The organism is Bacillus sp. S/N-304-OC-R1 (genome assembly GCF_019749375.1).
GTDB lineage: Bacteria > Bacillota > Bacilli > Bacillales > Cytobacillaceae > Cytobacillus.
On sequence record NZ_JACWFE010000001.1, the window covers coordinates 664,027 to 677,863 of the forward strand.

Annotated in this window: 12 protein-coding genes; 6 read left to right on the forward strand and 6 right to left on the reverse strand. The window is 36.4% G+C overall.

The window, feature by feature from the left end:
• Nucleotides 1–14 precede the first annotated feature (14 nt).
• Nucleotides 15–1,427, reverse strand: coding sequence for an FMN-binding glutamate synthase family protein (locus tag H0173_RS03280; protein ID WP_221844476.1), 1,413 nt, complete (start codon nt 1,425–1,427; stop codon nt 15–17).
• Between the two features lie 141 nt (nt 1,428–1,568).
• On the opposite strand from H0173_RS03280, the gene H0173_RS03285 reads away from it, so the two are divergent.
• The 5 genes from H0173_RS03285 to H0173_RS03305 all read left to right on the forward strand — a co-directional run bounded on the left by H0173_RS03285 (nt 1,569) and on the right by H0173_RS03305 (nt 6,485).
• Nucleotides 1,569–2,306: a YqjF family protein gene (locus tag H0173_RS03285; RefSeq protein ID WP_221844477.1), complete on the forward strand. Its 738-nt coding sequence runs from the start codon at nt 1,569–1,571 to the stop codon at nt 2,304–2,306.
• 85 nt (nt 2,307–2,391) lie between these two features.
• Nucleotides 2,392–3,909, forward strand: coding sequence for a spore germination protein (locus H0173_RS03290; protein ID WP_221844822.1), 1,518 nt, complete (start codon nt 2,392–2,394; stop codon nt 3,907–3,909).
• Nucleotides 3,910–3,934: 25 nt separating this feature from the next.
• Nucleotides 3,935–5,140 (forward strand): Ger(x)C family spore germination protein, encoded by a 1,206-nt coding sequence (locus H0173_RS03295; RefSeq protein ID WP_221844478.1) that lies wholly within the window; start codon nt 3,935–3,937, stop codon nt 5,138–5,140.
• Entirely contained in the window at nt 5,140–5,373 is a 234-nt protein-coding gene (locus tag H0173_RS03300; RefSeq protein ID WP_221844479.1) for a hypothetical protein, read from the forward strand. The genes H0173_RS03295 and H0173_RS03300 overlap by 1 nt, the downstream gene beginning before the upstream one ends.
• Before the next feature lie 20 nt (nt 5,374–5,393).
• Nucleotides 5,394–6,485 carry a GerAB/ArcD/ProY family transporter gene (locus H0173_RS03305; protein ID WP_260630983.1) on the forward strand — a complete coding sequence of 364 codons (1,092 nt, stop codon included), beginning with the start codon at nt 5,394–5,396 and terminating at the stop codon, nt 6,483–6,485.
• A 91-nt stretch (nt 6,486–6,576) separates the two neighbouring features.
• Here the strand turns inward: H0173_RS03305 and H0173_RS03310 are convergent, their stop codons facing one another.
• Nucleotides 6,577–7,716, reverse strand: coding sequence for an amidohydrolase (locus H0173_RS03310; protein WP_221844480.1), 1,140 nt, complete (start codon nt 7,714–7,716; stop codon nt 6,577–6,579).
• A 185-nt stretch (nt 7,717–7,901) separates the two neighbouring features.
• On the opposite strand from H0173_RS03310, the gene pepT reads away from it, so the two are divergent.
• A complete protein-coding gene (gene pepT / locus H0173_RS03315) occupies nt 7,902–9,137 on the forward strand; it encodes a peptidase T (RefSeq protein ID WP_221844481.1) in 1,236 nt (411 codons plus the stop codon).
• Nucleotides 9,138–9,179: 42 nt separating this feature from the next.
• Here pepT and H0173_RS03320 read toward each other — a convergent pair whose 3' ends face one another.
• From H0173_RS03320 to H0173_RS03335, 4 genes are all read right to left on the reverse strand, one after another.
• Nucleotides 9,180–10,361, reverse strand: coding sequence for an NAD(P)/FAD-dependent oxidoreductase (locus H0173_RS03320; protein WP_221844482.1), 1,182 nt, complete (start codon nt 10,359–10,361; stop codon nt 9,180–9,182).
• A 50-nt stretch (nt 10,362–10,411) separates the two neighbouring features.
• Nucleotides 10,412–10,840, reverse strand: a complete 429-nt coding sequence (locus H0173_RS03325; RefSeq protein ID WP_221844483.1) for a helical membrane plugin domain-containing protein — start codon at nt 10,838–10,840, stop codon at nt 10,412–10,414.
• A gap of 285 nt (nt 10,841–11,125) precedes the next feature.
• Nucleotides 11,126–12,418 (reverse strand): MFS transporter, encoded by a 1,293-nt coding sequence (locus tag H0173_RS03330; protein WP_221844484.1) that lies wholly within the window; start codon nt 12,416–12,418, stop codon nt 11,126–11,128.
• 1 nt (nt 12,419) lies between these two features.
• Entirely contained in the window at nt 12,420–13,781 is a 1,362-nt protein-coding gene (locus tag H0173_RS03335; protein ID WP_221844485.1) for an alkaline phosphatase family protein, read from the reverse strand.
• Nucleotides 13,782–13,837 lie beyond the last annotated feature (56 nt).

Below are 13,837 nucleotides of genomic sequence, written 5' to 3' on the forward strand. Positions count from 1 at the left end.
GAAGAGACCCTTTACTATTGGGTCTCTTTACTATTTTCAATTGGCTGAAAGGAATATGGTATTCCAATCATTCTTGCCGTTAATTCATCATATGAAACTAAATCTTTTCTTGAAAGTTCCTTTAAAGATCGCTTGCTCATTGCTCTTAATGCCATTTTCATTTCCTCTGTACTCGCTATTAAAAACTTTTCTGTTGCCTTTGCACCTTTCTCTTGATCGAATTGATCCTTAAACTTCCCTTTATTCCATACTACTTGTGTTGGCGGTTCAAAAGGGAGGGGTTTTAGAGACTGACTATGTGAAACTGCAAAGAGCACAGCTGAACCTAAATATACAGCGTCTGCCCCTAACGCTAGAACTTTCAAAAAATGACCAGGAACTAATAATCCGCCTGACGCAATTAAACTAATTTGACCTTTCATCTGTCTTTTTTCCAAATGATTACTAGCACGGACTATAGCATGTAATGTTGGTATGCCCATATCATCTGCTAAAATGGGCGGTGCTCCAAGGGAAGCCGCTTGCCCGCCATCAATCGCAATGAAATCAACACCCATTTCTATAAGATGGTCAATATCTTCTTCAATTCTTCCTCCCGCCCCTATCTTTGCCCCAATAGGAACACCTCCTGATATTTTCCGCAGCTCATCTACAAGCTCTTTCAAATCTGCTATTGTTTGTTCATTGAAAAAATGCTCATGAATAGTGGCATCTTCATTTTCTTTAAGTTCCATAACTTCCCGAGCCCTGCCTGTTAGATTTTCTGGTGATATTTTTGTCCCCATTGCTAACGTTGCACCTTGACCTAGCTTAATTTCAATTGCATTTGCACGTTTAAAAAGGTGTTCGTCTTTTGACCATTCTGTTTTTGAAAATTGAACGATATAATTTTCTGCAGCATCTAATTCCTCAGGTAAAATTCCTCCCTCTCCGGAATTAATCGCTGTTCCCATTTTTTTAGCAGCCTCAGCCAAAGAAAGTCTCACCTTTTCACTAAGCGCAATCCCATATGCCATTCCGCTTATCATAAGAGGGATTTTTATTTTCATTGGTTTCTTTGCCTTCGGTCCAATAGTAACGCTTATATCTACTTCTTCCTCTCCACTTACCGCAAACGGTGTCGTCTGGGCAGGTATGAAGGTAATCGCATCTAAATGTGGCCACTTTTTTGATGAACCAAGAGGGCGATGTAAAACATCCCCACTTTCTCCTCGCAGGCTGTTTTCAAGCCAATTTTGAATACCCATATGTCGGAGACCAGGCAATATTTCCATAATATTTTCTTGATAGCTGTCTGTCATTATTATTTTTCCAACCTTTTGAACCATTCCTTTCATGATTCTTTTCCAGAATATAAGCATTAAAAAAGCTACGAGAAATATTAAAAAAATCATAATTGCGATCGTGTAGATTAATATAATTTGCATGATAGTTCCCCATTAGTGTTAAATTCGATGTTTTATATTCATTATTTCCAAAAGAAGTAAATTTATGTTAACTGAGTGCATAAATGTACACATGAAGAAAAGACTATAAGCAGTGAATAAATGTTTAAACGGGGGAGTTAAATGAAAATTATACATGAGACTGAGCATCGCCCCTATCCATTATCCTCGGGAAAATGGATTATGCGGCAAGCATGGCGTCATATATTATTTATTCATTTGCCGATTTCCCCAGAAAGAATTCGAAATTATATCCATCCTTCTTTACAGCTAGATACTTTTGATGAGTTGGCATGGATAAGTATCGTTATATTTAAAATGGAAGGGATTTATCCTAGAGGCTTCCCTTTTATTTCTATAACCTCTCCGTTCCCAGAAATCAATGTACGAACATATGTAAAATGGAAAGGAAAGCCAGGGGTACATTTTTTATCTCTTGATGTAGGTGATTGGGCGTCCTTTACTTTAGCAAAAAAATGGTACCATCTCCCCTACCACTCGGCGAATATTTCATTGAAGCAAAGGAAGAACACTTTTTATTTCGAAAGTCTAAGAAGAAAAAGCGAATTAAATCCAATTCTTTGCAATGGAATCTACACACCTAATGTGAATACCTTTACACCTGGTAAAGAAACGTTAGAACATTGGCTGACCGAAAGATATTGCTTTTATAGCACAGATCATCGTGGTCATATTTATGCAGGTGAAATTCACCATCCTCCATGGGCTTTGCAGGAAGCAAAAATTGAAATATTTGAAAACACTATGCTTGCTCCATATAACATTGAAATATCAGAACAGCCAATTGTACACTTTTCAGAAGGCATTGATTCACTATTTTGGAATATAAAAAAAATATAAATGTGTTACTAAATTTACAGGGGGATCTGCTGTGATTCGAAATGTAAGTAAATTATTGAGGAAAAAAAAACAAAAGAACACTGCAATGCAAGATCTTACTAAAGAACCTAACACGAATAATTTCCTTAATAAAAGCTTTCATCTTAATATCGAAACACTTCATTCCATATATAATCATTGTTCTGATGTTATTTTTCGTGAATTTATTATGTTCGGAAATAAAAAGGCCGCCATTATTTATATTGAAGGTCTATCGGATGTTGAAGGAATTGAAAAGAGTGTTTTACTCCCTCTTATGCAGGAATCATCTTCTCCATTATGGACAGTAAATGAAATTCTTAATGAAAAACTATTTATCTCCAAATGGGAAATCGTACAAACATTCGAGAAATGTATTGAATCAATTTCAACTGGAAATCCCATTCTTCTGTTAGAGGATGAGGATTCAGGAATTTCCTTAGGGCTATCAAAATGGGATAAACGAAGTATTGAAGAACCTCAAGCAGAAGGTTCGATTAGAGGGCCAAGAGAAGGTTTTGTAGAGTCTATTGGGATTAATACATCATTAATTAGAAGGATTATAAAAAGCCCCTCCCTTAAAATCCAAACGTTGAAAGTTGGAACATATACAAATACCAGCGTTGCCATCGTATATATAGAAGGCATTATTGATCAAACACTTATTGAAGAGCTAAATAATAGAATAAAACGAATAAAAATTGATGGAATATTGGAAAGTGAGTATATTGAAGAATTGATTGAAGATAATCCATACTCCCCCTTTCCGCAAATCTTATCAACTGAAAGACCAGATATTGTATGCGCAAATTTGCTTGAGGGTCGATTTGCCGTTTTAATAGACGGTACCCCGTTTTGTTTAATTGCACCAATTTCTTTTTTTTCATTAATTCAATCTCAGGAAGATTACTATCAGCGATTCATAATAAGTACTTTTATTCGCTGGCTCAGGTATCTTTTCTTAGGTGCATCTCTTTTATTTCCATCCTTTTATGTTGCAATTACTACCTTTCATCAGGAAATGGTACCAACTGCCTTACTCCTTAGTGTTGCTGCAGCCCGAGAAAATGTACCTTTTCCGGCATTTGTCGAGGTGCTTCTCATGGAAATTACATTTGAAGCACTTCGGGAAGCAGGAATTCGCTTGCCAAAGCAGGTTGGAGCAGCTGTAAGTATTGTTGGGGCTCTTGTAATTGGACAAGCTGCTGTTCAAGCTGGATTAGTTTCCGCACCCATGGTCATTGTTGTAGCGATAACAGGTATTGCGTCATTTATGATTCCTCGCTACATATCAGGAATAGCTATTAGAATAATTCGATTTCCTATTATTTTTCTTGCAGGAACTTTAGGATTACTAGGGATCATGATGAGCATTCTGGCAATACTTATCCATCTTAGTACTCTTCGTTCTTTCGGTGAACCATACTTAGCTCCGTTAGCTCCTTTAAAACCAAAAGAATTGAAAGATTTACTGTGGAGAGCCCCGTTATGGAAGATGGATACAAGACCACATTTAACTGGGGAAACCAACACATATAGACAAATCCAAGGTCAAAAACCCGGGCCTGATAAAGGAGAAAATTAAATTATTATTGAAAGAAGGGGAAACATTGATAAATAGCAATAGCCGCTTTCTTAAAAAAATACTTCTTTTACTCTCCTTCAGTGCTGTAACCGCCCTATTATCAGGCTGCTGGGACAGGTGGGAAATTAATGATTTAGCCTTAGTGACAGCTGCTGCTATTGACCAAAAGGGAGATGATCAAATTGAACTAAGCTTACAAATCTTTATTCCTAAAGCAATAAGCTCAGGTGGCGGCCAAGGCGGAAGTGGATCGGGTGACGGATTAATAACCTTAGTTAAAACTCATAAAGGGGCGAATATGGCAGATGCACTCTCCAAGGTGCAAGCAGAATTACCTCGAAGAGTTTTTTGGGGGCAATGCAAAATCTTTATTTTTGGAGAGGAAGCAGCAAAAAAAGGAATTCAAGATCATTTAGATTTTCTTCTACGGCATCCTGAGCCTAGAGAAAGGGCTTATGTTTTTGTAAGCGATGGAAAAGCAAAAAAGATCTTAGAGTTACAATCAAGACTTGAGCGTAGTTCAGCTGAAACAATGCGGGAATTGGTTGAATTAAATATTGGAGTTAAGACTACCGTCCAGGATCTAAATGAAACCCTGACTAGCAAAGCTCAGGCTGCTGCCCTTCCATTTATAAAAATTGCAACAGATAAAAAACAAATAGATCCATACCATTTTCCGAAAATTATCGGATCTGCTATCTTCAAAGAGGATAAAATGACTGGATTTATTTCTGATAAGGAAACAAGAGGTCTCTTATGGATACGAGATGAAGTAAAAGGTTATACAGTGACTATTGAACCTAAAAAAAAGAACGGTCAAATCTCATTGAGTCCGGTAACTGCCAAGGTGAATTTAACCCCTCAAATTAATGGTCCTAATTGGATAATGAATATTAAAATTGAAACAGAGGGAACTGTTGTGCAAAACGACACTGACATTGACCTATCTGTGACAAGTCAGCTGCAGACTGTAGAAAAAGCATATCAGGAAGTTATAAAAAAACGTCTAAGACAGTTAATAGATAAAGCTCAGAAGGATTTAAATGCTGATATTTTGGGATTTTCCAAAGAGTTCCATCGCAAATATCCAAAGAACTGGAGCAAGGTTGAAAACAATTGGGACAATGTCTTTCCAGAAGTGAAAATAAATTTTGTTGTTACTGCTCATATTCGCAGAGAAGGATATATTAACAAACCTACTAGAATTAGATTGGAAAAGGGAAATGAATAATGAACTGGGGAATATTTTTTGCCACAGCATGTATTATTGGAATGATCGTTTTATATGAATGGCCTAAACTTAAAAATTATCCTAAAAAAGATAAAACAGCTTTTATTGTTCTTATCATTTTTAGTTTATGTTTATCACTGTTCAATCTTCCTTATATAGAAGGACCAATAAGATGGATTCAATATGTATTGCAGCCATTCGTTAATTTTGTAAATAAAGAATTAATTAAGTAAGAAGGAGTATGATTTTCATTATGATGGAGAAAGTTAAAATTTCATCCCTGCAAATGGCGATGTTAATGTATCCTACTATACTTGCAACAGCCATCCTTTCTGTACCGAGTATTACTGCCAATTTTGCTAAACAGGATTTATGGCTTTCTCCAATTATTGCATCAACTATTGGATTTGTTACAATGCTTGTTGCCTATAAGTTACACAAATTATTTCCTGGTAAAACAATTATTGAATTTAATGAAATCATTATTGGAAAAGTTCCCGGAAAAATCGTCAGCATTATTTTCATATTATTTTATATGCAAACGAGCGGTCTTATTATTAGAGATTATGGTGAATTTATTGTCAGCTCATTCCTATATAAGACTCCACTAATTGTAATTATGTCATCCATGGTTGCGCTTTGTGCGTTTATGGTTCATGCAGGTCTAGAAGCATTAAGCAGAGTTGGACAAATACTTTTTCCTTTATTTATCTTGCCATTTTTCTTTTTAATCTTATTGCTATCCCCTTTTTTTGAAGTGGGAAATATACTTCCCATTTTAGAAAAAGGGATAATGCCTCCGCTAAAAGGAGCATACCCGCTAAGCGGATGGTTCACAGAGGTATTCATTATTATTTTTCTTCTCCCATATTTAACCGATAAACAAAAAGGATTGAAATATGGGATGTTATCAATTTTAGGAGTCATGATTACGTTAGTACTCGTCAATTTAACGGTTCTGTTTGTACTTGGATTAACAACTTCCTCTAAGCAATATCCGTTAATGAATGTAAGCAGATACATAAGCTATGCAGATTTCTTTGAAAATTTAGATTCAATCACAATGGCTGTTTGGATATTAGGCGCTTTTATAAAAATTTCTGTATTTTATTATGCAGTAGTATTAGGAACAGCCCAATTACTGAACTTAACTGATTATCGTCCGTTCGTTTGGCCAATTGGAATTTTACTTATTGAGCTTAGTTATTGGTCTATGCCTAATATGATTTATTTTAATGAACATAGTAAAACTTACTTCTCACTGTACGCAGCTGCCATCCAAACAATGCTGCCGATATTATTGCTGACGGTTGCCTTTATAAGAAAAAAACATAAAGGAAGTTAAATACTACTGCTAATAACAGTTTAAGATCCCTTATTATGTATAGAAAAAAAACCTCTGGTTTGAGGTTTTTAACTGTTATTTATAAAATTTTTTACCATGTCATCTGATCGGCTTCTAATAAAAGGGTTGTTAATATTTTCGTCCCATAAATAAGTGCTTCTAAATTAAAGGACATATTTGGATGGTGAAGACCAGGTTTTAAGTCGCAGCCTAGAGCGATCATAGTAGCTGAAACATCAGGCTTTTTTAATGTATAGAAGTGAAAATCCTCTGCTCCCGGTGATGGGCATTCACTAACAAAATTTTCTTCCCCAAGTACAGAAATAATTGCTTTTTTACCAAGATTCATTGCTTTAGAATTTCTTACAGCTGCCGGTGAATACTCGCATAAATGATAATTTATTTCCGTTTCAGTTAACTCTGCAATTTTTTGTATTATATACTTAGCCTTTTCAATTAATTTATCCATTGTTTCATTTGTTTCCGCTCTTAGATCAAATGTAAAATGAACATTTTCCGGAATTAAATTCGATGCCTCTCCACCTTGCAGTTCCGTTATTTTAATGGAATATTTATGTGCATCCTTTAATCTAATTTGCCGAATTGCCTGAATTAGTGATGCTGCAGCTTCAATTGGGTTATTGCCTTCTTCCGGCCTCGCAGCATGAGCCGGTATTCCCTTAATAACTCCTTTTATACTTGCAGTTGACCCGTGTAAAATGACAGGAGCGGCCTTTTGAAATGGAATCTCTATCGCTGGCCTTACATGTACTCCACCAAGAAATTTAACATTTTCTAAAGCTCCGGATTCAATCATTTTTAAAGCACCTTCAGCCTTTTCTTCAGCAGGCTGGAATATAAATCGGACAGTATGTTTCAAAGGCTGGCCAGATTGGGCTAAAGCAAGAGCAGAAAAAAGTGCCATTGTACTATGGCCATCATGTCCGCAAGAATGATTGGCGCGAACTTCACCATCTACCTCTTGGACTAAGGCATCCATGTCTGCACGAAGAGCAATAACGTCTTCTAACTCACCTTTTAATTCCACTATCATTCCATAATGATCTTCGAAGGTTTTTACATTTAGACCTGCATGAATCAGCTTTTCACGAATATAAGCTGAAGTTTTCTCTTCCTGCCAGCTTGGTTCTGCAAGCTGATGAAGCTCCTGATAAGTATTGAGAATTTGCTCTCGATTTTGATCAATTATTTGTATTGCCTCTTGCTTCATTAGGTAAATCCCCCTAGCTGTAATAAATATTAAAAGATAAATTAAAATCTAAATATTCAACAATTATACACCAATTCCATTTTTGTTTGTTTATTTTTGATTATTTTCTGAATGACTCATATGCAATGGTTTTATTGTAAATATGATAAAATGGCAATAGTACCATAAAAAGGAGATGTGGATTCATGAAAGAAGAAATCATAAAAAGGTTTACTACATATGTAAAAATTGATACTCAATCAAACGAAGCTAATGAAACATGCCCATCCACACAAGGACAGTTAACTTTAGCGAATTTATTAGTCGAGGAATTGAAAGCAATCGGCATGGCAGAGGTTACGATTGATGAAAATGGATATGTAATGGCTACTCTCCCTGCCAATACAGAAAAGCCTGTTCCAACGATTGGTTTTTTAGCCCACGTAGATACAGCAACGGATTTCACAGGAGCAAATGTAAAACCGCAAATTCATGAAAACTATAATGGAAATGACATTATCTTAAATAATGATCTAAACATTGTACTATCACCAAACGACTTCCCTAGCTTAGCTCAGTATAAAGGCCATACTTTAATTACAACAGATGGAACGACTTTATTGGGCGCTGATAATAAAGCGGGAATTGCTGAAATTATGACAGCAATGGCTTACTTAATCAATCATCCTGAAATAAAACATGGCAAGGTGAGAGTTGCCTTTACGCCTGATGAGGAAATTGGCAGAGGTCCCCATAAATTTGATGTGGCAGCCTTTAACGCCAAATTTGCCTACACTGTGGATGGCGGTCCACTCGGTGAACTTGAATACGAAAGCTTCAATGCAGCCGCAGCAAAGATTACAATAAAGGGAAATAACATTCATCCAGGAACAGCAAAAGGAAAAATGGTCAACTCTGCCAAAATAGCTATGGAATTCAATTCAAAGCTCCCAACTGAAGAAGCTCCAGAGTATACTGAAGGTTATGAAGGCTTCTATCACCTTCTGTCTGTAAATGGAGATGTAGAACAGACAAAGCTGAGCTACATAATTCGTGATTTTGATAGAAACAGCTTCTATGAAAGAAAAGCAAAAATCGAATCGATCGTTCAAGAACTGAAGCAAAAATATGGTGAAGACAATATCATTCTTGAAATGAATGATCAATATTATAATATGAAGGAAAAAATTGAGCCAGTTAAGAAAATTGTAGACATTGCCCATACAGCAATGGAGATGCTGGATATTGTTCCAATAGTTAAACCAATTCGCGGGGGAACTGATGGATCCCAGCTATCTTATATGGGCTTGCCTACCCCGAATATATTTACAGGCGGAGAGAACTACCATGGCAAGTTTGAGTATATCTCAGTGGACAATATGGAAAAAGCAGTGAATGTGATTGTGAATATTATTAAGCTATTTGAAGAAAAAGGAGAATAATGAAAAGAACCAGCTGGTTATACCCCGCTGGTTCTTTTCATTTTAGTAAGCTAATGTATATAAAGCTTTGATATGTGAGTAGTAACGAACATTACTTGCTTCCTTCATTAGTGAAGCTGGAAGACCTTTAAGTGATGTTTCGTTAGCCCCAACTGTAGCTACTGCATCTTTACGGCCAAGGCTTGCAAGTGTACCGGAATTTACAGGAGCAAACTTTTCAAACGTCTTGTTATGAAGTAGTGCGAATAAGTTATAGCCTGTAAGTTCACCCATTTGCCAAGCATTTTGAGCTGTTGGTGCATATGGACGTCCACCCTCTTCAGGGAAAGCAACAGCACTGTCGCCAACAACAAACACATCAGGGTGTGAAGTTGATTGAAGATATTCATTTACAGTTGCACGTCCGCGATCACAAGCAAGTCCAGATTGTTCAACAATTGGAAGTGCTTGAATACCGCCTGTCCAAACAAGCGTATTAGCAACAAGTTTTGTACCATCTTTAAGATCGATTTCATTGCCATTTACATTTGTAACTGGAAGACCCGTTAAGAATTCAACGCCACGAGCTTCTAAGCTAGCAGTTGCACGTTCGATTAAATGGTCTGGAAGCACTGGAAGAATTTTTGGACCAGCTTCAACAAGCTTGATTTTTAATTCTTTCGGATCTACACCATATTTTTTTGCAATCTTTGGCATGTTATCAACGATTTCACCAACAAGCTCAACACCAGTTAAGCCACCGCCGCCGATAACAATCGTTGCGTCTGCTTCATTTTTAGTCTTGCTGTATTCTTCAATGCGGCCAACGATATGATTAAAAATGTTGTTCGCATCATCAACTGATTTTAATACCATGCTGTTTTCTTCAAGTCCTGGAATACCAAAGTAGCCAGTTTTACTTCCTAATCCAACAACAAGAGCATCGTATGTTAAAGTTGAACCGTCGTCAAGCTTAACTGACTTTTGATCTGCATTGAAAGATTCAACCTTGGCAATTTTGATGTTAATATCTTTGCCTTTGAATAATTTGTCTAAAGGAATTGAAATCGCTTTATCAGAGATTGTTCCTCCTGCAAGACGGTGAAGCTCAGTAATGATTTGGTGTGTTGGATATTGGTTTACTACAGTTACATAAGCTTCTTCACTATTTAAGTATTTACGAACAGTTAAAGCAGAAAGAACTCCGCCATAACCCGCTCCTAAGATCACAATGTGTTTTGACATCTTCTATCCCGTCCTTACTAGTTGTATTAAAAGAACTAAACTAATTTTGACTATTTCTTTTCTGCAGTAATTTGTAGGTAAGCGTTTACGAAACGGAAAAGCTTTTGAGCTTGAGGATCTTTCAACATTCTTAGAACGCCAAAAAGACCAATTACTTCATGGCTTTCATCCGCACGATCTTTAGCTTCAATTGCTGTAGCAGCAATACTCTTTACAGTTTCCTTAATTGGCTCTGCAATTTCAGAGATGGCACTAATGGTATCATTCTTTAATACGTCGTCAGTTGCAACTGATTGAGCAAAGTCATACGACTTATTTAAAATAGTCACAAGCTCAGTTAGCTTTGGCAGCTGCTCTACTAATGTTGTTAAGGATTCCTGTACCTCAGGTTTTAAAAGCTGATCAAGAATATCAAGTTTTTCTTGAGTTAATGACACTTGTTCTTGTTCAGGCTTTTGTTGAGTAAGCGTTGCAGTCATGTCCTCTACCCCTTTACAATTTGAAAATATTTTATTAATTACCAAACTGAAGGAAATTTCTGTATTGTGTGGTTTTTCACAAAACAAAATATAAAAAGTCAAGGTTTACTTAAAGCCCCTGCCTAAACCTCCAGTTATCCCAAAACTACTATACGCCTAATTTACGATAATATCAATTGCTAATTTTCATATATTCATAGCTAAAATGGTATTAATAGGAGGAACATAATTAACTAAAAAAAGACTGCACTTTCAAAAAAAGAAAGAACAGCCTTTTCCGACATACTATTTACTGATTTGATTGCCTGTTGAAGATGTATGATTTGCAGTGAAATTCACTTCATTCGGAACTCGAAGTAAAATAATTCCCCCAATAATAAATAGTATGATAAGACTGAATACTCCACTGCTCGTATTCCCTGTAATATGTGCAGTTGCACCTACTAAAGTTGGTCCAGCAATGGCCGCTACCTTCCCAAAAATATTATAAAAACCAAAAAATTCATTAGAAGATTCTTTTGGAATGAGTTTTGCGAAATATGACCGGCTCAGTGCCTGAATTCCGCCTTGTACAGTTGCAACAAGCATTGCGAGAATCCAAAAGTCGAGTGCAGTTGTAAGAAAATAAGCATAGATACAAATACAAATATAAACAAATATCGCGACAATTATCATAGCTTTTTCACTAAATTTTTGTCCCAGTTTCCCAAACCATACTGTGAATGGTGCAGCAACGACTTGAACTAAAAATAATACGATTAATAAGGTAGAGGAATCAATTCCAAGATCAGATCCATATGCTGTTGACATAGTTAAAATCGTATGAACTCCATCAATATAAAAGAAAAAGGCTAGTAAAAAGAGAAATAACCCCCGGTATGCTTTTATATTTTTCATTGTAGTCAACAGCTTTTTGAAGCTTGTCGATACAGGATTTGGAACTCTCTCCACATAGTATTTCTGTTCCACATTTTTCAGCATAGGGATGGTAAATATCCCCCACCATAATGCTGTTATGACAAAAGCTAACTGACTCGCTATCCCAACTGACAAAGGAATAATTTCCTGCTGTGATAAAATTATGATAGCGATTGATATAATAAACGGAATGGTACTTCCAATATACCCTAGTGCATATCCATTTGAAGAAATGCGATTCATCCTGTCCTCACTTGTTACATCTACAAGAAAAGCATCATAGAAGATGTTAGCTCCCGCAAATCCAACAGAAGTTAATACAAAACACCCTAATAGTATTAGCCATTGATCACTAGGAACTACCGCTAACATGAGTGTAAAAATAACCCCTAAAGCAGCAAAAAAAGTAAAGAATCTCTTCTTAAATCCCCTAAAATCAGCAATGGATCCAAGCAATGGAGCTAAAATGGAAACAATTAATGTTGCAAACGAATTGGCATAGCCCCAATACGCGGTAGAAGCTGAAGCGGAAATCCCTGCATCTGATGCTGCAGATTTAAAATATAATGGAAAAATGGCAGTAACAACAACAATCGAATATGCAGAGTTTGCCCAATCATAAAAAGCCCAGCTTTTTTCTGGCTTTGTCATTTTCGCCATATCACACTACCCCCTTTGATTCAGTGTCGTTAAATTTGACATTTATTTTCGGCTGCAAATCAAGAAAATTCAACATCACCTCTCCATCCGTTTTCCCTAAACTTAAGCCAAGTACCTTTGCTAAAGTTGGACCAATATCAACGAGACGCATGTAAGGGATCTCAGCCTTTTTTTGAATCCCCTTTCCCATGATAAAGAATACAGTAGCATAGTCTGGTTTTTCTGGAGAATACCCATGGGATCCATACGTATATGTTCCTTTTCTGACATCTTCATCCTTTATATGTTTAATAAATGGACCATTGTGAGCATCATGAAAATAATACCCCTTCCGTGCCTCTACCATATAAAGACATTTGGAATCTGCTCCTTTTCTACCAGCCTCTTCTCCAGAAATAACACTTTCAATCCCATTCTCTGGAGCTTCCTTGAGTTCTTTCAATATGTGTTTAAGTGTCGTTTTTGTCTCATTATCCTCCTGGTTTTTTAAGTAAATATACGCAGAACCATCACAGCTCTTACAGTAGGCCTGCCAATTAATCAATCTCCCCTTTTTATTTAGAGAAATTAGTCCTTTTTCTTTTAAAATAACATTTAAATGAATGGCCTTTTTCTCATCTAAAGCACTGTGGTCCCCTAGAACAACAATGGATGTTTCTTCATATCTTCCGCTTTTTTCAAGAGCATCTAATATCCGTCCTAGCCTATGATCATGACGCCGGATAGCCGCTTCTGCCTCTTTTGAAAACACTCCAAATTGATGACGTTGCGTATCTAAATCAGTAAAATGAACAAGCAGCAAATTTGGATTCTTCGTTAGAATCGTATGGACAGTTGACTCTAGGACAAAATCATCCAGTTCCGGCTGATTTAATCCATGACGAATATAGCCAAAAAGCTTGTTAAGCTCCCATTGATAGGAAGGTGTTCCGTTTAAAAGGGAAACAAAAAGCTGATTTTGCCAAGGACGGTTTGGGAATATTTCCGGAAGATTATACTGGATACTTTTTGCTTTTCCCGTAACTGGCCATAGTAATGCAGCAGTTGTTAAATTTGCTCGATTGGCTTCATCGAATAATGTTGTTCCTTTAATACCACTTCGATACCAGTTCCAATCAGGAGATGGGTAGCCTGGCTGCAATAAAGTATTGTTAATAATTCCATGATGAATCGGATATTTACCAGTAACAATCGTTGCATGACAAGGATAGGTTAAGGAAGGATATATCGTTTCAACCCGACTTGCAAAAGAGCCAATTTGGAAAAAACGCTGAAAATTGGGCAATGTTTTCAGCAAATCAATGTCTAGAGAAGACAGGCAATCAAATGAGATCACAACCATATATTTTGATAAAGCCGTCATTCAATTAGCCTCCAATAATAAATTTCCCTTTATTTACATTGTACACTCTATATGGA